Here is a 22,064-nt window from a genome sequence, read left to right as displayed (position 1 = left end):
TCACCTCGCACAACCTCGTGCAAAGCCCCGGTCTAAGGGGCTTTGGCGAAAAAATAGTGGCTTTTTAGTACTAGGACTTTCCAGCATCCTGGCGCTGTGCGGCCAGTTGTGCGGACAAGGCTTCGAGATTTTCGACCGGCGGTTCGGGCATTTGCTTCAGGGTGGCCTGCATCAAACGCATCTGCCGGATAAAACGCCGGCAATTGGGGCAGAACATCAAGTGATGGCGCACCATCAGGCGCTCGCGAAAGCTCAACTGGCCATCGAGATAGTCGCTGGAACGCGCCACTTGTTCCTTGCAGGTCAGCATTCGCCGGTCTCCTCAAAATGCTCCACGGTCGCGAAAACCTTCAGGCGTGCCCGGTGTAGCAGCACCCTGACATTGGAGAGCGAGATCCCCAGAAGATTACAGATCTCCTCCAGCTCCAACCCTTGGCGTTCACGCAACAACAGGACACTGCTCTGCAGCTCGGACAAGCTCAACAGCGTATGTTCCAGGCACTGGCGCAGCTCATCCTCGCTGAGCAGGGCCTCTGGGGTGTCCTCGTGCCAGGCGTGTGGCGCCAGGGCCCAGTGGCCGTCAGCGGCAAAGCGTTCGTCGCCGATGGTGCCGTGGGGCGACGGCAGGTCATCCAGCAGCACTTCACGACGGTTCTGCTTATAGCGATTCTTCGCCGCATTGGCCGTGATGGTCAACAACCAGGTCTTGAGGCTGGAGCGCCCCTGGAAACCCGCCAGGTTGCGCACCACCGCCAGCCAGGCATCCTGGACCGCTTCATCGGCCTGGCGGCTGCCGACAATGGCATAGGCAACTGCCCGCATCGCACTCTGGTAGGTACTGACCAACTCCTTGTAGGCCCGTTGTTCGCCTGCCAGCAAGCGCTCAAGCAGTTGAGTATCGTCCATCGCCGCCATTCACAACCTCGTTTTCAAGATCCACGTCAACTCAGTCATGCAGCAACGCACTCCTGCAGGAGCAGAGCCTGCCGGGGCGCCGGACCGTCGCGAAGGGGCCATTGAAGCCGCTAAAAGCTTCGCGGGCAAGCACCGCTCCCACAGTTAGGCGGCGTTCTCAATATTCCACGTCCAATTGGCCGGCATGGGCAAGCCCAGATCCTGCAATCAACGCTTGCGCAGGATCACGCTACCGATCGAATAACCGGCACCGAACGAGCTGAGCACGGCCAGCGAGCCCGCCGCCAGGTCGTCCTGGTTCTTGTGGAAGGCAATTACCGAACCGGCCGAGCTGGTGTTGGCGTAGGTATCGAGAATCACCGGCGCTTCTTCCTCCGTGGCCTCGCGTCCCAGCAGCTTCTTGACGATCAGGTGGTTCATGCTGAGGTTGGCCTGGTGCAGCCAGAAGCGCTTCACATCGGCGATGTTCAACTGCTTCTCTTGCAGGTGCGCGGCAATCAGTTCCGCCACCATCGGGCAGACGTCACGGAACACCTTGCGACCCTCCTGGACAAACAGCTTGTCCGGGGCACCGATACCCTCTTCCGCCGCGCGGTTGAGGAAGCCGAAGTTGTTGCGAATGTTATTGGAGAACTGGGTCAGCAGCTTGGTGCCGACAATGTCGAATTGATAGGGCGAAGTCGCCAGGTCAGCCCGTTCCAGGATCACTGCCGTCGCCGCATCACCGAAAATGAAATGGCTGTCGCGGTCGCGGAAGTTCAAGTGACCGGTGCAGATTTCCGGATTGACCATCAGGATCGCCCGGGCCTGGCCCAGTTGGATGCTGTTGCTGGCAGCCTGGATGCCGAAGGTCGCCGAGGAGCAGGCGACGTTCATGTCAAAGCCGAAGCCCTGGATACCGAGGGCTTCCTGGACCTCGATGGCCACCGCCGGATAGGCCCGTTGCAAGTTCGAGCAGGCAACGATAACACCGTCGATGTCCGCCGCAGTCTTGCCGGCGCGTTGCAGGGCCTGTTCGGCGGCCCCGACGGCCATCTGACAGAGGATCGACCACTCGTCATTGGGGCGCTCGGGCAGACGCGGACGCATGCGCCGCGGATCGAGAATGCCGTCCTTGTCCATGACGAAACGGCTCTTGATACCGGACGCTTTCTCGATGAACGCGACGCTCGACTCGGTCAGCGCCTGAACGTCGCCGCACTCTATGGCGGCGGCGTTTTCAAGGTTGAACTGCTGCACATAGCTGTTGAAAGACTGCACCAGCTCCTCGTTGGAAATGCTGTTGGCCGGGGTGTACAGGCCGGTGCCGCTGATGACGACGTTATGCACGCTCGTTCCTCTATTCTGTTCAGGCAGAAGGCATTGGCACATTCGTACCAATACATAAAAGGGCCAATCCCGTCAAAACGGCAAAGGGCCTGGAGTCGTTTTCTTCCGACCCGGTCGGGCAAGCAGCGCTCGAACCGTGGAATCGGCATTTATAGCCGTCAAGTGTGCCATAAACATTGGGATTTGGCCCCTAGGGCCGAGATCAATGAAATACAACCGAGCTCCCGCGAACCCGGTCGAAAAAACCGCGCGTCAAGCGTCGACCTGGCTCCATTGCTTGCCCAGGCGCTTGTCCGAAATCGGCGCCTTGGTTCCCAACTGCTGGGCAAACAGCGACACCCGATACTCCTCCAGCCACCAGCGATACAGCTCCAGTTGCGGGTCGCGCTTGCCTTCCTGGGCATGCTTGGCCGCGCGGGCCTGGTACTGGGCCCAAAGCCCTGCCAGTTCAGTGCTCCAGACCCGGTCCTTCTGCACTTGGGCCGGCAGTTTTTCCAGGCGCAACTCGATGGCCTTGAGGTAACGCGGCAACTCCTTGAGCCAGGCACCCGGCGTCTGCCGGACAAAACCGGGATAGACCAGTTGGCTCAACTGCTGCTTGATGTCATTGAGTGCCACGGCCTGGGCCAGGTCGATCTTGCCCTTGAAGCGTTTTTGCAGGCCGTGCCAGAGCTTGAGCGTCTCCAGGGTCAGGCGGGCCAGGCGCTCGGCATGCTCGGTCCAGGCGCCACGCTTGCGTTCAGCCAGCGACGCCAACCCGACGCCATCACGCGGCAGGTTGTCTTCACCTTCCAGTACGCAACTGTCGAGACTCGCCAGCAGGATATCTTCGACCAGGGCCTCGACCCGGCCCAGCTCGCGATAGAGCAAGCCCAGCTCGGTCAGCCCCGGCAACTTGCCACGCAGGAACTTCGCCGGTTCGGCCAACTGCTGCACCAGCAAGCGCTGCAGCGCCCGGCGATGCTGGAACTCGGCTTCTGCCGGCGTGGAGAAACGCCCTTCCTTGACCGTACCGCCCTCTTCCACCAGCGCCGGGTACACCGTCATCGACAGCCCGGCGATCTTCTGCTGGGTGCTCTGGGCCACCGCGGCGAATTCCTTGGCCTGTACCGGCTGCTGGCTTTTCGCGGTCAGCGGTACGGCCAGGGCCGCCTGGCTGGCTTCGGCAAACCGAGCGGTCAGTTCGACCAGGTCACGACCTTCGCCGAGGAACTTGCCCTGGGCGTCGACAATTTCCAGGTTCATCCGCAGATGGTTTTCCACCTGCTGGGCCGCCTCGGCCCAGGCTTCATCACTGACCCGCGCACCAGTCATGCGCAGCAGCTCACGGCCCAGCGCCTGGGGCAGCGAGCCGGCGGCAAATTCGATCCGTTGCAGCGCCGCCTTGACGAAATCCGGCACCGGCACGAAGTTCTTGCGCAAGGCCTTGGGCAGGTTGCGTACCAGGGCGATGCACTTGGCCTCGATCACCCCCGGCACCAACCACTCCAGGCGCTCGCCGGGCAGGGCCGGCAACAGCGGCGCCGGCACCCGCAGGGTCACGCCATCACGCGGGTGGTTGGGTTCGAAGTGATAACTCAAGGTCAGGGCCAGGTCGCCCAGATGCAGCGTGTCCGGATAGTGCGCGGCAGTGACTTCGCTGGCTTCGCGGGCGAGCACATCCTCTTCACGCATAATCAACAATTGCGGGTCTTTCTGGCTGTTGACCCGGTACCAGCTGTCGAAGGTCGCGGTCTGGTGAATTTCCGCTGGCAGGCGTGCGTCGTAGAAGGCGAACAGGGTTTCTTCGTCAGCCAGGATATCGCGACGGCGGGCCTTGGCCTCCAGTTCGTCGAGTTGTTCGAGCAATTGCTGGTTGGCGCTCAGGCACTTGGCTTTCGACTGAATCTCGCCGCGCACCAGCCCCTCGCGGATAAACAGCTCGCGGGAGGCGACCGGCTCGATGGGACCGAAGTGCACCGGACGGCGGCCGACCACGATCAGGCCGAACAGGGTGATCTGCTCGAAGGCCACCACCTGGCCACGCTTCTTCTCCCAATGCGGCTCGAAGTGGTTTTTCTTGATCAGGTGCCCGGCCAGGGGTTCGATCCAGTCCGGCTCGATCTTGGCGACCATCCGCGCATAGAGCTTGGTGGTTTCCACCAGTTCGGCGGCCATCAACCATTGTGGCCGCTTGCGCCCCAGGCCCGAAGACGGGTGGACCCAGAAACGCCGCTGACGTGCCCCCAGGTAGTCGCCGTCTTCGGTCTTCTGGCCGATCTGACTGAGCAGCCCGGACAATACCGCCTTGTGCAGCTTGGGATAGTCCGCCGGCTCCTTGTTGACGCTCAACTGCAGGTCGCGGCAGATCAGGCCCAATTGCCGGTGAGAATCACGCCACTCGCGCATCCGCAGGTAATTGAGGAAGTTCTTCCGGCACCAGTTGCGCAACGCACTGGCGCCCAGGGCCTGGCGCTGCTCCTCGAAACCACGCCAGACATTGATCAACCCGGCAAAATCCGAATCCACGTCCTTCCACTGTGCGTGGGCCTGGTCGGCGGCCTGCTGGCGCTCCGGCGGACGTTCACGCGGATCCTGCACCGACATGGCGCTGGCGACGATCAGTACTTCCTGCAGACTGCCGAGGGTGGCCGCCTCCAGCAACATGCGGCCCATGCGCGGGTCCACCGGCAGGCGCGCCAGTTGCCGGCCCAAGGGTGTCAGCTGGTTCTCGCGATTGACCGCCGAGAGTTCCTGCAACAGGTTGAAACCGTCGCTGATGGCCTTGCCATCCGGCGGCTCGATAAACGGAAACGCAGTGATTTCGCCGAGCCGCAGGTGCAGCATCTGCAGGATCACCGCCGCGAGGTTGGTGCGCAGGATCTCCGGGTCGGTAAATTCCGGACGGCCATTGAAGTCGTCCTCACTGTACAGACGGATGCAGATACCCGGCTCGACCCGCCCACAACGGCCCTTGCGCTGGTTGGCGCTGGCCTGGGATACCGCTTCGATCGGCAGGCGCTGGACCTTGGCGCGGTAGCTGTAGCGGCTGATCCGCGCCGTGCCGCTGTCGATCACGTAGCGGATCCCCGGTACGGTCAGCGAAGTTTCCGCGACGTTGGTCGCCAGCACCACGCGCCGCCCCGGATGGGACTGGAAAATCCGCTGCTGCTCGGCCGGCGACAGCCGTGCATATAAAGGAAGAATTTCGGTGTGCTTGAGCTGGGCCTTGCGCAGCATGTCCGCGGCATCGCGAATTTCCCGCTCGCCGGGCAGAAACACCAGCACATCCCCTGGGCTCTTGCGCTCGCTACGCTCGAACGCGGCGATCTCGTCGAGCGTGGCGATAATCGCCTGATCCACGCTCAGGTCTTCCTCGACGCTGTTGCCCTCTTCATCCTGTTGCGAGGTCAGTGGGCGATACCAGGTGTCCACCGGAAAGGTCCGTCCGGACACTTCGACAATCGGCGCATCGTTGAAGTGTTTGGAAAACCGCTCCAGGTCGATGGTCGCCGAGGTGATGATGACCTTCAGGTCCGGGCGCCGGGGCAACAGGGTTTTCAGGTAGCCGAGCAGGAAATCGATGTTCAGGCTGCGCTCGTGGGCTTCGTCGACGATGATCGTGTCGTAGCGTTCCAGGTAGCGGTCGTTCTGGGTTTCCGCCAGGAGGATACCGTCGGTCATCAGCTTGACCAGGGTATTGGCCTCGCTCTGGTCCTCGAAGCGCACCTGATAGCCAACCAGCGCACCGAGGGGAGTGGCCAACTCGTCGGCAACCCGGCTCGCGACACTGCGCGCAGCGATCCGGCGTGGCTGGGTGTGACCGATCAGGCCATGCTGGCCACGGCCGATTTCCAGGCAGATCTTCGGCAACTGGGTGGTTTTACCCGAACCGGTTTCGCCGGCGATGATCAGCACCTGGTGCTTGAGCAACGCCTCCTTGATCTCGTCGCGCTTGGCGGCGATCGGCAGGCTGTCGTCATAACGAATCAACGGCACGCTCTTGGCGCGGGCCGCGACCTGGGCACAGGACGCCTGCATCCGCTCGACCCACTGGGCCAACTTGCTTTCGTCGGGCTTTTTGCGCAACTCAAGCAACTGCCGCCGCAACCGGTGGCGGTCGGCAATCATGGCCTGGTCGAGGTTTTTCAGCAGCTGGTCGATAGCGGGCGATTCGTCAGTCATCAGGTACGCAAAGGTCGTCTATTTAGGCAGGCGCGGATTGTCGCAGATTTGCGCTGAAAAATGATGCCAACTGCGTTCCCGAACACTCCCGACGGCTTATTCGTTATCCCAGTCCTTGCGCCGGTACGGAAACACATCGATCACCTTGCCCGCCCGAATCGCCTCTTGCAGGCTTTTCCAGTAGTCGGCGTTGTACAACTCACCATGCAACTGGTCGAACAGCCGGCGTTGCGCCATGTCGGCGAACAGGAAGGGCGGGAACTCCTCGGGGAACACGTCCAGCGGCCCGATGGAGTACCAGGGCTCCGAGGCCATCTCATCCTCGGGCGTTCGCGGCGCGGGAATATGCCGGAAGTTGGCTTCGGTGAGAAAGCAGATCTCGTCGTAGTCGTAGAACACCACGCGGCCATGGCGGGTCACGCCGAAGTTCTTCAGCAGCATGTCGCCGGGAAAGATATTCGCCGCGGCCAGCTGCTTGATCGCCAGGCCATAATCCTCCAGCGCCTCGCGAACCTGGGCGGCATTGGCGTTTTCCAGATAGAGGTTCAGCGGGGTCATGCGCCGTTCGGTCCAGCAGTGGCGGATCAACACCGTGTCACCTTCGACCTGCACCGTGGACGCGGCCACCTCGAGCAATTCCTCCAGGCACGCCGGCTCGAACTTGCTCAGGGGAAAGCGGAAATCGGCGAACTCCTGGGTATCGGCCATGCGCCCGACCCGGTCGACGCTTTTCACCAGGCGGTACTTCTCGATCACCGTGGCGCGGTCGACGTTCTTCGACGGCGAGAAGCGGTCCTTGATGATCTTGAACACGGTGTTGAAGCCCGGCAGGGTAAACACGCTCATGACCATGCCGCGCACGCCCGGGGCCATGATGAAGCGGTCGTCGGTGTTGGCCAGGTGATTGATCAGCGCCCGGTAGAACTCCGACTTGCCGTGCTTGTAGAAACCAATCGAGGTGTACAGCTCGGCAATATGCTTGCCTGGCAGGATACGCTTGAGAAAGCCGACAAACTCCGCCGGCACCGGCACATCCACCATGAAATAGGAACGGGTGAAGGAAAAGATGATCGACACCTCGGCTTCGTCGGTGATCAACGCATCGATCTGGATACCACGCCCTTCACGGTGCAGCACCGGAATCACCAACGGCCATTGTTCATCATGGGTGTAGATGCGCCCCACCAGGTAGGCGCCCTTGTTGCGATAGAGCACAGAGGAGAACAGTTCGACGCTCAGTTCAGGATCCTTGCACACCCAGTCCGGCAGGTTTTCCCGGAGCTGCGCTTCCAGGCGCCGCAGGTCACCCGGCAAATCAGCATAGGCCTCGCTGAAGCGGTAGTCGGCGAAAATCTGTTCGAGCATGCCCGACAATTCGCCCTGGGGCCGGTAGGTCCGGGTCTGCGCCGCCCGCGCCCGATGCAGCGAGGGCCGGGTGGTGTGGATAAACATGCAACCGTCGCTGATCAGGTCGTGGCTGAACAACCCGCAAAAGGTCGAGTTGTACCAGGTCTCCGCCAGCTCATCGTCGAAACGCAGGTCGATCAGGCTGATATAGGCGCTTTTCACCAGGGGCCAGAGCGTGACATCGAGCAAGGTACTTTCATCGAAGCCGGCGCGTAGCCGCGCATTGACCTCGCCCACCTTCTCTTCGTACAGGCTGATGCGCGCCGCCGAAGCCACCTGCGCTTCCTGCCAGCGGGCGCCTTCGAAACGGCTGCGGGCACCGTCGGTGATCTGGCGAAAGTGCTCGCGGTAATCGTCGAAGCCATCGAGGATCATGTGGGCGATATCAGCGGCCGGCCATGGCTGCGGCATAGTGGAACCCCTGCGCTATTGTTCGAAATTGTTCTCTCGCGACGCGCTTGAGCTTAGAGGCCAACCCTCGGGCAACGCAACCATTGCCTTGCCAGTTACATGCGGTGACACTTGCCCGCCCAACCCTGCCAAGGAAGCCACCGTGAGACCCGTCGATATTCTGCGCATGTTCATGCTGGCCGCTGTCTGGGGCGCCAGTTTCCTGTTTATGCGAATCATTGCTCCGGTGCTCGGCGCCTTTCCCACCGCCTTTTTCCGTGTCTCGATTGCTGCTGTCGGACTGCTGGTGATCCTCACGCTGATGCGGGTCAATTGGGACTTCAAAGGCAAGTTCAAGGTCTGCCTGATGCTCGGTGTGATCAACTCCGGGCTGCCGGCGACGCTGTACTCGGTCGCGGCGCAAGTGCTGCCGGCCGGCTATTCCTCGATTTTTAACGCCACCACACCGCTAATGGGCGTGCTGATCGGCGGCTTGTTCTTCCATGAAAAACTGAGTCTGAACAAGCTGCTCGGAATTTTCCTCGGGTTGTTCGGCGTGGCGGTACTGACCCGTGCGGGCCCGGTGACCTTCAACCTGGAATTGCTGATGGGCGCCGCGGCGTGCCTGCTGGCAACCACCAGTTACGGCTTCGCCGGGTTCCTCACCCGCCGCTGGCTCGACCATCAAGGTGGCCTCGATCCACGGCTTTCGGCCATGGGCAGCATGTTTGGCGCGACCTTGGTGATCTTGCCGTTCTTCGGTTACAGCGCCATCGCCCATCCGCCGGCGAGCTGGGGCGGGATGAGCGTGTGGCTGTCGCTGCTGGGCCTGGGCCTGGTGTGTACGGCGTTTGCCTACATCATGTATTTCAAGCTGATCAGCGATATCGGCCCGGTCAGGTCGATGACCGTGACCTTTATGATTCCGGCGTTCGGGGTGTTGTGGGGCGCGCTGTTTCTCGATGAGCCGCTGTCGATGGCTCATGTGTATGGTGGGGTGTTGATTGCGCTGGCGTTGTGGCTGGTGTTGAAGCCCGGGGCGGCGTTGAAGGCGGCCAGTGGGGCTGAGCGCTAGTCATCTGACGATCTCCAGGTCCCCTTCGCGGGCAAGCTCCGCTCCCACAGGATCGCGTCACGCCGCAAATTCTCGGTCAGACACGGACACTGTGGGAGCGGAGCTTGCCCGCGAAAGGGCCGGAACCGGCGCAGCAGCATCCGGCCACCGCACCCATTAGCGGCGTTTAGCCAGCCCTGCGGAACACAAACACCAACCCGACGATAATCAGCCCCATCCCGAGCATGCTCAGCAGCGCCAGGCGGTTGCCGAAGATCAGGTAATCCATCACCGCCGTCACCGCCGGCACCAGATAGAACAGGCTGGTGACATTGACCAGGTTACCCCGGGCAATCAGTCGATACAGCAACAAGGTCGCCAGCACCGAGACCACCAGCCCCATCCACAGCACTGGCAGGATAAAGCCGCTGCCGGTTTCGAAGTGGAACGGCTGGAACGGCACGAAAACCCCGCACAGCAACAACCCGGCCAGATACTGCACCGGCAGCGTGCCCAAAGGGTTATCGGTGATGCGCTTCTGCATGATCGAGCCCAAGGTCATGCTGGCCAGGGCCAGCAGACCGAACAGCATCCCGGCCAGGGACATGCCGGCCAGACCGATCCCCTGGTAAACCACCAGGATCAGCCCGACCAATCCCAGTCCCAGGCCGAACATCCGACTCCAGGAACGGCGACGCTCCATCAGCACCGCCGTGAGGATCGGTTGCACCCCCATGATCGTTGCCATGACCCCGGGCGTAACCTTCAGGTCCAGGGCCAGCAGATAGAAAATCTGATAGGCCCCCAGCAACACCATCCCGGTCGCCGCCGCATAGAGCAGCGGCTTGCCCCTGCGCGGCAACTTGAGTTTGAACAGCGGGACCAACAACACCAGCCCCAGCAGGGCGATGGAAAAACGGATCAACAGGAAAGCGAACGGCGAGGCGTGGGCCAGCCCCCATTTGGAGAAAATCGCCCCGCTACTCCAGAGCAGGACAAACAGACTCGTCGAGGCCGCCGCGGTTGCGGATTGTTTGGAAAAAGCCAACATGGATACCACCCGTGATTCAGGCAAAAGCCGATTCAGCGCAAGGCTGAACATTCAGTAGTTTTTTTCAGGCGGGCACAGGGGAACGGCAAATGCTGCCGATCAGCCCAAAAAGCCAACACCCGGCGGTGATACGACTGCGTACACCGGCGTGCTACTGACAGGTGGGGGGTAATGACTGATCTGCGCGGGCTGTTGGTTCCCACACGGCACGACCACAGCGTTGACCGCTGAATCGACTACCGCATTGACAAAGGAAACCGGCATGGGCTGATCTTTTGCTGAGGAAGGTGAATCGATTGAAACACCGAGCGCCGACTATAACCAGCGCTCGGCTGCCATTGCAACAGGTTAGCCGAACAACCAATAACCGAGGGCAGCGAACACCACCACCGCCAGCACGGGACGCATGACGCGATAGGCCTTGGGATTGGCGCGCTTGAAGCGCTTGACCACACCGCTGATGCGGTCACTGAAACGCTTGCTCCAGGCATAGGCCTGGTTGATCCCGCCGACCCGCTCGTCATCGAGGTTCTGCGGTGCCGTGGCACGACCGAGGAAGGCGCTGACCCGGCGGTTGACCGCGGTCATCAAGCGGCTGCTCAACGGGCGCTCGATATCGCAGAACAGAATGACGCGGGTCTGCTCGGTTTCATTCTTGACCCAGTGCACATAGGTTTCATCGAACATCACGTCTTCACCGTCGCGCCAGGCGTAGACCTGGCCATCGACGAAAATCCGGCAGTCGTCGGAGTTCGGCGTCGACAGGCCCAGGTGATAACGCAGGGAGCCGGCAAACGGGTCACGGTGCGGGTTGAGGTGACTGCCGCCGGGCAACAGGGCGAACATCGCGCCTTTGACGTTGGGGATCGCGTTCACCAGCTCCACGGTTTTCGGGCAGAGCAACTCGGCCGATGGCAGCGCCTTGTCGTACCACTTGAGGTAGAAACGCTTCCAGCCTTTCTTGAAGAACGAACCGAAACCGGCATCGTTGTTCTTTTCGGCGGCGCGGATATAGCCCTCATCAAACAGATGCATGGCTTCTTCGCGGATCACTTCCCAGTTGTCCTTGAGCACATCCAGCTCGGGAAATTTGCTGCGGTCCAGATAAGGCTTGGACGGTACGCTGGAAAACAGGTACATCAAGGCGTTGTACGGCGCGAACGCGGCGGAATGGTTGACGAACTGGCGCAGCAGCGGCAAGCGCGCCTTGCCGCGCAGATGCACGTAAAGCGTACTGCCCAGGAACAGCAGCAGGACTGCGGCCTTGGCGGCAAAGGAAAAGCTCATTCAACACTCCTCGAAAATGGGCAACGCGCGGGTGCGCCTGTAGCGCTCGACTCACCCGACGTGGCAGCCGGCAATGATAAACATTACCGGCGCCGGGAAAAACCCATGACGTCACAGATTCAGCGTTACCGATGCGGCAATAAAGCCTCTGTTTAACAAGAAACGCCTGAACGGTAGCTGATCCAGGTCAGCGGATCTCGAACTCCGTGGGAGCAGCCGGTTGACGCTCGATTGCTCGCGATGAGCATTAACGCGGTCGATCTGAAACACCGCGTCGCCTGCATCGCGAGCAAGCTTACGCCTACAAAAGCTCCTGTTCGCTGAACAAGTCGCTGAACAACATGCTCGACAGATAACGCTCACCGGAGTCCGGCAACACCACGACGATAGTCTTGCCCTGCATTTCCGCAGTCTGCGCCAGTCGCACGGCAACCGCCATGGCGGCGCCGCAGGAAATCCCGCTGAGAATCCCCTCTTCCTGCATCAGCCGCAGGGCCATGGCCTTGGATTCTTCGTCGGTGACCAGTTCCACCCGGTCGACCATGGTCAGATCGAGGTTCTTCGGCACGAAACCGGCACCGATGCCCTGGATCTTGTGCGGGCTGGGCTTGACCTCGACCCCGGCCAGGGTCTGGCTGATGACCGGTGAAGTGGCCGGCTCCACCGCCACCGAGAGGATCGGCTTGTGCTTGGTCAGCTTGATATAGCGCGAAACCCCGGTAATGGTCCCGCCCGTGCCGACGCCGGCCACCAGTACGTCCACCGCGCCGTCGGTATCGTTCCAGATTTCCGGGCCGGTGGTCTTTTCATGAATGGCCGGGTTGGCCGGGTTCTCGAACTGCGCCGGCATGAAGTAAAGGGCCGGATCGCTGGCGACAATCTCCGTGGCCTTTTCGATGGCGCCTTTCATGCCCTTGGCCGGTTCGGTCAACACCAGCTCCGCGCCCAGTGCTTTAAGCACCTTGCGCCGCTCCAGGCTCATGGAAGAGGGCATGGTCAGCAGCAGCTTGTAGCCCCGGGCGGCCGCCACAAAGGCCAGGCCGATGCCGGTGTTGCCGGAGGTCGGTTCGACGATGGTCATGCCCGGCTTGAGCTTGCCGCTGCCTTCGGCGTCCCAGATCATGTTGGCGCCAATCCGGCATTTCACCGAGTACCCAGGGTTACGCCCTTCGATCTTGGCCAGAATCGTTACGCCACGGGGCGCGATACGATTGATCTGAACCAGCGGCGTGTTACCGATGGAGTGCGCGTTGTCTGCAAAAATACGGCTCATGACGGGGTCCTTTTATGCAGCGTTGACGGGAATCTTCAAGGTTATGCCTCAGGGTTGCAGGCGTCCAGTCATGACAAACGGCCGGCTGATGGCCCGCGACGGACCGGGTCAGGATCTGACGCCCCATTCAGAGACTGAATAAGCCGTCTGCGTTCACACTCGACCGGGCGCCGCGTTATAGTCAGGCATGATTTTTTTCCGCCCGCCCTCAAACCGGCCGGCGTTATCGTCCGAGGAATTGCAGATGAAGTTCGAAGGCACCCAGGCCTACGTTGCCACCGATGACCTGAAGCTGGCCGTGAATGCCGCCATCACCCTGGAGCGTCCGCTGCTGGTCAAGGGCGAACCCGGCACCGGCAAGACCATGCTGGCCGAGCAACTGGCCGAATCCTTTGGCGCCCAGCTGATCACCTGGCACATCAAATCCACCACCAAGGCCCACCAGGGTCTCTACGAGTACGACGCGGTCAGCCGCCTGCGCGACTCGCAGCTGGGCAACGAGAAGGTCCACGACGTTCGCAACTACCTGAAAAAGGGCAAACTCTGGGAAGCCTTCGAATCCGACGAGCGGGTGATCCTGCTGATCGACGAAATCGACAAGGCCGATATCGAGTTCCCCAACGACCTGCTGCAAGAACTCGACAAGATGGAGTTCTACGTCTACGAGATCGATGAAACCATCAAGGCGAAGAAACGCCCGATCATCATCATTACCTCCAACAATGAGAAAGAGCTGCCGGACGCCTTCCTGCGTCGCTGCTTCTTCCACTACATCGCCTTCCCGGACCGCGTCACCCTGCAAAAGATCGTCGATGTGCACTACCCGAACATCAAGAAGGACCTGGTCAGCGAAGCCCTCGACGTGTTCTTCGACGTGCGCAAGGTTCCGGGGCTGAAGAAAAAACCCTCGACCTCGGAGCTGGTGGACTGGCTGAAACTGCTGATGGCCGACAATATCGGCGAAGCGGTACTGCGCGAGCGCGATCCGACCAAGGCCATTCCGCCCCTGGCCGGCGCCCTGGTGAAGAACGAACAAGATGTTCAACTGCTTGAGCGCCTGGCGTTCATGAGCCGTCGTGGCAGCCGTTAAGCACGCTTTTTTTAACAAAAGCGGGGGCAATTGCCATGCTGCTCAACCTGTTCAATGAAATGCGCGCCGCCAAGGTACCGGTGTCGGTGCGCGAGCTGCTCGACCTGATCAACGCGCTGAAACAACGCGTGACCTTCGCCGACATGGACGAGTTCTACTACCTCGCCCGGGCGATCCTGGTGAAGGACGAGCGGCATTTCGACAAATTCGACCGGGCTTTCGGCGCTTATTTCAATGGCCTGGAAAAACTCGACGAGCACCTTCAGGCGCTGATTCCCGAGGACTGGCTGCGCAAGGAGTTCGAGCGTTCGCTGAGCGCCGAGGAGCGCGCGCAGATCCAGTCCCTCGGTGGCCTCGACAAGCTGATCGAAGAGTTCAAGAAACGCCTGGAAGAACAGAAGGAGCGTCACGCCGGCGGTAACAAATGGATTGGCACCGGCGGCACCAGCCCGTTCGGCTCGGGCGGCTTCAATCCTGAGGGCATTCGCGTTGGCGATGCCGGCAAGCGCCAGGGCAAGGCGGTCAAGGTCTGGGACCAGCGCGAGTACAAGAACCTCGACGACCAGGTCGAACTGGGTACGCGCAACATCAAGGTGGCCTTGCGCCGCCTGCGCAAGTTCGCGCGCCAGGGCGCGGCGGAAGAGCTGGATATAGACGGCACCATCGACCACACCGCTCGCGATGCCGGCCTGCTGAATATCCAAATGCGCCCGGAGCGGCGCAACACCATCAAATTGCTGCTGTTGTTCGACATCGGCGGCTCGATGGACGCCCACGTGAAGATCTGCGAGGAGCTGTTCTCGGCCTGCAAGACCGAGTTCAAGCACCTGGAGTACTTCTACTTCCACAACTTCATCTATGAGTCGATGTGGAAGAACAACCTGCGCCGGGGCTCGGAACGCACCTCGACCCAGGATCTGCTGAACAAGTACGGGGCCGACTACAAAGTGATTTTCGTCGGCGATGCAGCCATGGCGCCGTATGAAATCACCCAGGCCGGCGGCAGTGTCGAGCACTGGAACGAAGAAGCCGGTTATGTGTGGATGCAGCGCTTCATGGCCAAGTACAAGAAGCTGATCTGGATCAACCCATATCCGAAGGACACCTGGAACTACACCGCGTCGACCGGGATTGTTCGCGATCTGGTCGAGGACCAGATGTATCCGCTGACGTTGCGTGGGTTGGAGGAAGGGATGCGGTTTTTATCCAAGTAGAACGGTGTCGGCTGGACCGACGCATGCCCCACTGTAGGAGCGAGCTTGCTCGCGATGATAGCCCAGGTACCGCGGGGTATCAGGTGCCCGCGTCATCGTTAACGACAATCGCGAGCAAGCTCGCTCCTACAGGGGGAGCGGTGTCAGGCGAACCTGCGCATGAACTCGACCTGCTGCCGATGCGCCGCCTCCTGCGCTACCGGCGCCAGCCTGACCGGGGTCCCCGGCAGGCATTGCGCCAAGCGGGCCAGCGACAATGGCGTCAGTGCCCCCAGGCGTGGATAACCGCCAATGGTCTGCCGGTCGTTGAGCAACACGATCGGCTGGCCGTCCGGCGGTACCTGGATCGCCCCCAGGGGAATGCCCTCGGAAATCATCGGCTCACCCTGGTACTTCAACGCCGGCCCCAACAGCCGAATCCCCATGCGATCCGCACGGCTGTCCAGGGTCCAGACACTGTTGAACGCATCGAACAGGCTTTGTCCGCTGAACTCACCGATCTGCGCCCCAAGCACCACCTGCAACGGCGCACTGGTGCTGAAATCCGGCACCTGCGCACCTGACAAACCTCTGGGCGTCGACGCCTCCCCGCGATATTCCAGCCGCCCACCCTTGGCCAAAGGCCGTCCCATACCATCCAGTCCACCGAGCTCCTCGCGGACCACACAGGCGGCACTGCCAAGGACTTTAGGCGCGATAAAACCGCCCGGCGCCGCCAGATAAGCCCGCGCCCCCGACAGCGGCTGCGTCAATTGCAGGCGCTGGCCCTTCCTCAAGACAAAACTGCACCAGGGCGCCAGCGCCTGACCATCCACCCGCGCCCCCAGATCGGCGCCGGTCAGAGCCAGGCAGCAATCCTCTTCAGCCATCAGCGTCAACCCGCCGAGAGTCACCTCCACCACGACAGCATCCGGCGCATTACCCAGCAAATGGTTGGCCCAGAACATCGATACCCAATCCAGCGCGCCGCCCTGAGTCACGCCCAGATGACGCACGCCGAACCGCCCAGCATCCTGCAACAGGCACAGAGGCGTACTCGCCTCGATCGACAGATGGCTCATGCCAAGCCCTCCAGCGGCGTGTCATCGCCGCCCAACGTAATGAATTCAGCGTGGTCGATCGGGGCAAAACGCACCGTATCGCCCGGCTGCATCAAGCTATAGCCGTCGCGCTCACGGTCGAACAACTTGCTCGGTGTCCGTCCGATCAGGTTCCACCCCCCCGGGGAAACCACCGGGTAAGCCGCGGTCTGGCGCTCGGCAATCCCCACGCTCCCCGCCGCCACCCGCTTGCGCGGGGTACTGATACGTGGTGCGGCCAGCCGTTCGTCGACCAATCCCATAAAGGCGAACCCCGGGGCGAAGCCCAGGGCAAACACCTGGTACTCGCGCTCGCTGTGACAGCGGATCACCTCGCTGACCGACCAACCGCCGCGCTCGGCCAACAAGCCCAACTCCGGACCGACACTCGGGTCGTACCACACCGGCAACACATGACATTGGCCGCCAGCACCGCTGCTCGGCGCCAGGTCGGTCAAGGCCTCGGCAATCAGCTCCCGGGCCTGGGAAGGACTCAACGCCAGCAGGTCGTAATGCACCATCAAGGTGGTATAGGACGGCACCAGGTCGATCAGGTGCCCGGCAAACCCAGCCCGCAAACGCTCGCCGGCGGCAAGCATCCAGGGCATGTTTTCCTCGGCGATCACCTCGAACAGCCGCACCATCAGACAGTCGATCCCGACCACTTCGATCCGTGGCTTCATACGGCGGACTGCCGGTCCAGGGCCTCGCGGATACGCTGCACCGCAGCCACCGAACTGGCGTTGTCGCCGTGCACGCACAGGGTATTGGCCTGCAGGCGCAGCGCGCTGCCATCACTGGCGATAAGGTTGTCACCACGGGCAATGGTCAGTGCCTGTTCGACGATCAGCGCAGGCTCGTGATGCACGGCACCGGGCAACTGGCGCGACACCAGGCGCCCCGCGCTGTCGTAGGCGCGGTCGGCAAACGCTTCGAACCACAGCTCAACGCCGTACTCATCACCCAGGGCCTGGGCCGCGCTGTTGTCGCGCATGGCCAGCAGCATCAACGGCAGTTCCCGGTCATAGGCGGCAAGCGCCTGGATCACCGCCCGCAGTTGCTCGGGGTTGGCCATCATGTCGTTGTACATTGCGCCGTGCGGCTTGACGTAACTCACCCGGGCACCTTGCGCCCGGCAGATACCGTCCAGCGCGCCGATCTGGTAATGCAGCAGGTCCTGGATTTCCTGGGGGGTGCAGGCCATGGAGCGGCGACCGAAACCCACCAGATCGGGATAGGCCGGATGGGCCCCGATACGCACGTCGTTGGCCAGGGCCAAGGTCACCGTCTTGCGCATGATGCTCGGATCGCCCGCGTGATAACCGCAGGCCACATTGGCGCAATCGATAAACGGCATGACCTGCGCATCCAGACCCATGGTCCAGTTGCCATAGCTTTCGCCGATATCGCAATTCAATAACAAGCGGCTCACGGTGGTTGCTCCTGTGGGCTTTTAACTTTTCTTAATGTGGGACTTGTCGCAAGTACCCACAGATTACTGCGCTTCGAGTGCCTTGCCACGGGTTTCCGGCAGGCTCAGGGCCGCGAGGATCACCACGCCGTAGGACACAGCGGCAAAAGCGCCAATCCCCAGGCTCAGGGAAACTTTCTGGCTGAGCAGGCCGATCAGCAGCGGAAAAAACGCCGCCAGGGCCCGGCCGATGTTGTAGCAGAAACCCTGGCCGGAACCACGAATGCGCGTGGGAAACAGCTCGGTGAGAAACGCGCCCATGCCGCTGAAAATCCCCGAGGCGAAAAAGCCCAGGGGCAAGCCCAGCCAGAGCATGACCTCGTTGCTGACCTGCAGCTGGGTGTACAACAGCACAATGATGAAAGAGCCGACGGCGAACAGAATGAAGTTCTTCTTGCGCCCCAGCAGATCGGTCAGGTAGGCGCTGATCACATAACCGATGTAGGAACCCGCGATAACCATCGCCAGGTAACCGCCAGTGCCGAGCACGCTCAAGCCGCGCTCGGTCTTCAGATAGGTCGGCAACCAGGCGGTGATCGCGTAGTAACCGCCCAGCGCACCCGTGGTCAGCAAGGAGGCCCGCAAAGTGGTGCTGAGCATGCCCGGGGCAAAAATCTCGTAGAAGTGCGCCGGGTTGCTCGGCGCTTCCTGGCTCTTGGCCTGGCGATAGACCTCGGGGTCCTTGACCAGGCGGCGAACGAAAATCACAAAGATCGCGGGCACGATGCCCAACACGAACAGCGCGCGCCAGGCGTCTTCCGGCGGCAACAGCGAAAACAGCAATGCATAGAGGATCGCCGTCAGCCCCCAGCCCAGGGCCCACCCGGACTGCACCATGCCGACCGCCTTGCCGCGGTCCTTGGCGCGGATCACCTCGCCCATCAACACCGCGCCGGCGGTCCACTCGCCACCGAAACCGAAGCCCATCAAGGTCCGGGCCACCAGCAATTGGTGGTAGTTCTGGGCGAAGCCGCAGAGGAAGGTGAACACGGCGAACCAGAGCACCGTCAGTTGCAGGGTCCGTACCCGGCCGATGCGGTCGGAGAGAATCCCGGCAATCCAGCCGCCAAGGGCCGAGGCAATCAGGGTGCTGGTGGAAATCAGCCCGGCCTGACCGGTGGTGAGGCCCCAGAGAGCGATCAGCGTCGGAATGACGAAACTGAGCATCTGGGTGTCCATGCCATCCAGGCCATAACCGATCTTGCAACTCCAGAACGTACGACGCTCCTGCTGATCGAGGTTGCGATACCAGGTAAACGGCCCGGGTGGGCCCTCGGCGTGGGTGACATCCAGCGAGCCGGGCGTAGTCATGGGGGAAATCTCCGCATAAAGCTTATTGGTATTGTTCTGGCGACCAGCGGGGCTTAGGCTTAGCGTGCCTGACCGGTCGAAGGCCATTTTTGGTTGACCGTGCCCTCTGCGTCCAACTAATTAAAGTCCTGCCCTGGCATAAGAAAAAGTTGATTGCATGAACCTCAAATTTCTCGAAACCTTCGTCTGGGTAGCACGATTGAAAAGTTTTCGCCTGACGGCGGACAAGCTCTTCACCACTCAGGCGTCCATTTCCAGTCGTATCGCGGTGCTTGAAGGCGAGCTCGGGGTGAAGTTGTTCCTGCGCGATTCGCGCGGCGTCAGCCTGACCCCCGAAGGACTCAAGGTGCTCGACTATGCCGAGCAGATGATGGACACCATGCAGGCCCTCAAGCATGCCATCGAAATCAGTTCGACCAAGGTCGGGCGCCTGCGCATCGGTGTGATGGACACGGTCATCCATACTTGGCTCAGCCCGCTGGTGGCGCAGATGTCGGACCGTTTTCCGCTGGTGGAAATCGAGCTGGTGGCGGATACCGCGCTGAACCTCTGCGATCAGCTGCAAAAAGGCTTTCTCGATCTGGTGCTGCAAACCGACCTGCTGCGCCAGGAATCGATTCGCAGCCTGAAGCTGATCAGCCACCCGATGGGCTGGGTGGTGGCCAGCAACTCGATCTATAACCGTGAATACGCAAGCCTGGCCGAGATTGCCCGGGAGCGCATCGTGACCTTCTCGAAAAACTCGCGGCCGCACCAGGAAATTCTCGGCCTGATGCAAGTCCATGGCGTCCCGACGCCGCGGCTGAACTGCGTCAACTCGGTGTCGGCGATTACCCGGCTACTGCGCGACGGCTTCGGTATCGGCGCCCTGCCGTCGGTGTTGGTCAGGGAAGAGTTGATGCGCGGCGAGTTGACCTTGCTGGCCCTCGACGTACGCCCGCCGAACCTGGAAGTGGTGGTGTCCTGGCGGGTCGGCGTGGAGCTGGTGGAGGAGATTGTCGCACTGTGCCAGGAGGTATTGCGCAGCTATGCGGACAAGCTGGGCGAGGAGTATGTGGTCCTGAGCAAGCCCACCCTCCCCGGTCAATAACCCCGTTCGCGCCGGGCCAGGCGTTCGCGCTGGCGCTTGCCACCCAGCACCACCCAGTCCACCAGGCGGAAGAAGCCTTCGATCACGAACGAGAACAGCAGCGCCGCGCCCATCGCCCAGCCGATCGCCTCGGGCGACAGCAGGACCTGGTAGGTGTAGCCCTGCAAGGTTTCCTGACGGATCGCCGGATCGGCCGCATACGCCACCTGCAACGCCCGCTTGTACCAGGGGCCTTGCATCGCCTGAAACTGGTCATCCAGCAGACGCTGGCGGTTGAGCAAGGTGCCGAGGCTGTCGGCATCGCTGCGGAACACCGGATCGTCACTGGCGCGGTAATGCGCCACCAGCGCCTGCAGGTCGCCGTTGAAGAACTGCTCGGCGGTTTTCTGGAAGCCCTGCAGGCCGGCCTGCGCCTCAATCAGGTGCGCTTCGACCCGCTTGGCGTAGTCGTTGATAAAGCCCGGCACCTGGACGCCGATCAACAGACCCAGGGTAAACAGAATCAGCCGCAGGTAACTCAACCACATAACGGACTTCCTTATTCGGTCTGGCCCTGGCTGACGCATTCGCCGCGCCGCCACAGGCTCCATTGGCCCGGTTCGTAGCGGGTCCAGGTTTCGTTTTCAGTCAAAGGCTCGGTGGCGATCACCGTCACCACGTCATTGGGCGTGGTTTCGGCCTGGAAGTCGACGATCACATCGACATCCTTCAAGCGTGCCGGGCCGAACGGCGCGCGTCGGGTGATCTGCGCCAACTTGGTCGAGCAATAGCAGAACAGCCAGTCGCCATCGCTGAGCAGGCCGTTGAACACGCCCTTGCCCCGGTACTCGGCACAGGCCTGGACCAGGGACGGCAGCAACGCCTCGATGTCCACCGGTTCGGGAAAGGCCTGGCGCACGCGGTTGAGCAGGTCGCAGAACGCCGCTTCGCTGTCGGTATCGCCCACCGGACGGTAAAAGCCGGTCGGCGGCCGGAAATCCGCCAACTGGCCGTTATGCGCGAAACACCAGTTGCGCCCCCACAGCTCACGGACAAAGGGATGGGTATTGGACAAGCAGACCTTGCCGACATTGGCCTGACGGATATGCCCGATCACCACTTCGCTCTTGATCGGGTAACGCTGCACCAGCTGCGCGACCTCGGACTCGCAGCTCGCCGCCGGGTCCTGGAACAGGCGCAAACCACGGCCTTCGTAGAACGCGATGCCCCAGCCGTCACGATGGGGGCCGGTACGCCCCCCACGCTGCATCAGGCCGGTAAAGCTGAAAACGATATCGGTCGGTACATTGGCGCTCATGCCCAACAATTCACACATGCTCGGACTCTCGCTTCAATGCAGGGACGCGGTTACAGACGCGGCTCGACCCGTGAACGGCCATTGCCACCGGTCGGCGGCTGACGGCCATAACGCTCGTTGCGCTCGGCCGCGGTGAACGGTTGATCGTCCTCCTCCTCGGGCTCGGCCGCCGGGGCGGTGCCGGCCGCTACGGACTGCGGACGACGGGCCTTGATGGAGCGTTCGATGGGCCAGCGGATCAACGCGAAGAGCAGATAGACGCCCACGGCGATCATCAGGTACATGAACAGATCGGAAACCGCGCGCCAGGCGTTGTTGCCGACCTTGAACATCAGGTCCAGGGCCGTAATGGCCACCGCCGGGGCGAATTTTCCCTTCACCGGGTCGATAATGGTCGGGCTGAACAGCAGCACCGCCATCACCACGCGCAGCGGCTCGCGCAGCCAGCGCCAGATCCAGCGGGTCAGGCGAAACCACACCAACAAGCAGCCCAAGGCGGCGAAGGCGTAGCAGCCCCAGGCGATCAGATAGTCGTTCTCGGTCATGGTGTCCATGGCAAGGCTGGCAAATAGATGCTTATGATAACGGCTTTTCGCCGGTCCGGCTGCCCCGCCGTCAGCGATCCGCCCACAGAGAGTTGCC

The 22,064-nt window shown here is 61.8% G+C and carries 19 protein-coding genes; 4 read left to right on the top strand and 15 right to left on the bottom strand.

Features of this window, described 5'->3' with window-relative positions:
- Nucleotides 1–70: 70 nt before the first annotated feature.
- The 5 genes from AC07T0_RS02465 to aceK form a co-directional block, all read right to left on the bottom strand.
- Nucleotides 71–310: an anti-sigma factor family protein gene (locus AC07T0_RS02465; RefSeq protein ID WP_494999692.1), complete on the bottom strand. Its 240-nt coding sequence runs from the start codon at nucleotides 308–310 to the stop codon at nucleotides 71–73.
- Nucleotides 304–915 (bottom strand): RNA polymerase sigma factor, encoded by a 612-nt coding sequence (locus AC07T0_RS02460; protein WP_494999691.1) that lies wholly within the window; start codon nucleotides 913–915, stop codon nucleotides 304–306. The genes AC07T0_RS02465 and AC07T0_RS02460 overlap by 7 nt, the downstream gene beginning before the upstream one ends.
- 207 nt (nucleotides 916–1,122) lie before the next feature.
- Nucleotides 1,123–2,244, bottom strand: coding sequence for a beta-ketoacyl-ACP synthase III (locus AC07T0_RS02455; RefSeq protein WP_494999690.1), 1,122 nt, complete (start codon nucleotides 2,242–2,244; stop codon nucleotides 1,123–1,125).
- Between the two features lie 252 nt (nucleotides 2,245–2,496).
- Nucleotides 2,497–6,408, bottom strand: a complete 3,912-nt coding sequence (gene hrpA / locus AC07T0_RS02450; protein ID WP_494999689.1) for an ATP-dependent RNA helicase HrpA — start codon at nucleotides 6,406–6,408, stop codon at nucleotides 2,497–2,499.
- 96 nt (nucleotides 6,409–6,504) lie between these two features.
- On the bottom strand, nucleotides 6,505–8,226 hold the full coding sequence (gene aceK / locus AC07T0_RS02445) for a bifunctional isocitrate dehydrogenase kinase/phosphatase (protein ID WP_494999688.1): 1,722 nt from the start codon (nucleotides 8,224–8,226) through the stop codon (nucleotides 6,505–6,507).
- Between the two features lie 142 nt (nucleotides 8,227–8,368).
- Between aceK and AC07T0_RS02440 the strand changes: the two genes are divergently transcribed.
- The gene (locus AC07T0_RS02440) at nucleotides 8,369–9,280 is read left to right on the top strand and encodes a DMT family transporter (RefSeq protein ID WP_494999687.1); all 912 of its coding nucleotides are present in this window, start codon (nucleotides 8,369–8,371) and stop codon (nucleotides 9,278–9,280) included.
- A 166-nt stretch (nucleotides 9,281–9,446) separates the two neighbouring features.
- Here the strand turns inward: AC07T0_RS02440 and AC07T0_RS02435 are convergent, their stop codons facing one another.
- The 3 genes from AC07T0_RS02435 to cysK form a co-directional block, all read right to left on the bottom strand.
- The gene (locus AC07T0_RS02435; protein ID WP_494999686.1) at nucleotides 9,447–10,310 is read right to left on the bottom strand and encodes a DMT family transporter; all 864 of its coding nucleotides are present in this window, start codon (nucleotides 10,308–10,310) and stop codon (nucleotides 9,447–9,449) included.
- Nucleotides 10,311–10,658: 348 nt separating this feature from the next.
- The gene (locus AC07T0_RS02430) at nucleotides 10,659–11,597 is read right to left on the bottom strand and encodes an aspartyl/asparaginyl beta-hydroxylase domain-containing protein (protein WP_494999685.1); all 939 of its coding nucleotides are present in this window, start codon (nucleotides 11,595–11,597) and stop codon (nucleotides 10,659–10,661) included.
- A 301-nt stretch (nucleotides 11,598–11,898) separates the two neighbouring features.
- A complete protein-coding gene (cysK, locus tag AC07T0_RS02425) occupies nucleotides 11,899–12,870 on the bottom strand; it encodes a cysteine synthase A (protein ID WP_494999684.1) in 972 nt (323 codons plus the stop codon).
- Between the two features lie 244 nt (nucleotides 12,871–13,114).
- On the opposite strand from cysK, the gene AC07T0_RS02420 reads away from it, so the two are divergent.
- Nucleotides 13,115–13,960 (top strand): AAA family ATPase, encoded by an 846-nt coding sequence (locus AC07T0_RS02420; RefSeq protein WP_494999683.1) that lies wholly within the window; start codon nucleotides 13,115–13,117, stop codon nucleotides 13,958–13,960.
- 35 nt (nucleotides 13,961–13,995) lie between these two features.
- Nucleotides 13,996–15,174 (top strand): vWA domain-containing protein, encoded by a 1,179-nt coding sequence (locus AC07T0_RS02415; RefSeq protein WP_494999682.1) that lies wholly within the window; start codon nucleotides 13,996–13,998, stop codon nucleotides 15,172–15,174.
- 143 nt (nucleotides 15,175–15,317) lie between these two features.
- On the opposite strand, the gene AC07T0_RS02410 is transcribed toward AC07T0_RS02415, so the two are convergent.
- From AC07T0_RS02410 to AC07T0_RS02395, 4 genes are all read right to left on the bottom strand, one after another.
- Nucleotides 15,318–16,235, bottom strand: a complete 918-nt coding sequence (locus AC07T0_RS02410) for a 5-oxoprolinase subunit C family protein (RefSeq protein ID WP_494999681.1) — start codon at nucleotides 16,233–16,235, stop codon at nucleotides 15,318–15,320.
- Nucleotides 16,232–16,936, bottom strand: coding sequence for a 5-oxoprolinase subunit B family protein (locus AC07T0_RS02405; RefSeq protein ID WP_494999680.1), 705 nt, complete (start codon nucleotides 16,934–16,936; stop codon nucleotides 16,232–16,234). The genes AC07T0_RS02410 and AC07T0_RS02405 overlap by 4 nt, the downstream gene beginning before the upstream one ends.
- Entirely contained in the window at nucleotides 16,933–17,685 is a 753-nt protein-coding gene (locus AC07T0_RS02400; protein ID WP_494999679.1) for a 5-oxoprolinase subunit PxpA, read from the bottom strand. Before AC07T0_RS02400 ends, AC07T0_RS02405 begins: the two co-directional genes overlap by 4 nt.
- Nucleotides 17,686–17,748: 63 nt before the next feature.
- On the bottom strand, nucleotides 17,749–19,035 hold the full coding sequence (locus AC07T0_RS02395) for an MFS transporter (protein ID WP_494999678.1): 1,287 nt from the start codon (nucleotides 19,033–19,035) through the stop codon (nucleotides 17,749–17,751).
- A gap of 157 nt (nucleotides 19,036–19,192) precedes the next feature.
- Here AC07T0_RS02395 and AC07T0_RS02390 point away from each other — a divergent pair, with 157 nt between their 5' ends.
- Nucleotides 19,193–20,125, top strand: a complete 933-nt coding sequence (locus tag AC07T0_RS02390) for a LysR family transcriptional regulator (RefSeq protein WP_494999677.1) — start codon at nucleotides 19,193–19,195, stop codon at nucleotides 20,123–20,125.
- On the opposite strand, the gene AC07T0_RS02385 is transcribed toward AC07T0_RS02390, so the two are convergent.
- Genes AC07T0_RS02385 through AC07T0_RS02375 form a run of 3 tightly spaced genes read right to left on the bottom strand, consistent with a single transcriptional unit; the run spans nucleotide 20,119 to nucleotide 22,045 of the window.
- A complete protein-coding gene (locus tag AC07T0_RS02385; RefSeq protein ID WP_494999676.1) occupies nucleotides 20,119–20,652 on the bottom strand; it encodes a DUF2937 family protein in 534 nt (177 codons plus the stop codon). The two genes, AC07T0_RS02390 and AC07T0_RS02385, sit on opposite strands and share 7 nt — an antisense overlap.
- Before the next feature lie 11 nt (nucleotides 20,653–20,663).
- Entirely contained in the window at nucleotides 20,664–21,440 is a 777-nt protein-coding gene (locus tag AC07T0_RS02380; protein ID WP_494999675.1) for a class II glutamine amidotransferase, read from the bottom strand.
- 32 nt (nucleotides 21,441–21,472) lie between these two features.
- Nucleotides 21,473–22,045: an MFS transporter gene (locus AC07T0_RS02375; protein ID WP_494999876.1), complete on the bottom strand. Its 573-nt coding sequence runs from the start codon at nucleotides 22,043–22,045 to the stop codon at nucleotides 21,473–21,475.
- Between the last annotated feature and the right edge of the window lie 19 nt (nucleotides 22,046–22,064).

It is taken from the genome of Pseudomonas sp. GW821-FHT04D07, from assembly GCF_059420225.1.
The sequence above is the reverse complement of the archived record's forward strand: the minus strand, read 5'-3'. Positions and strand labels throughout refer to the sequence as shown.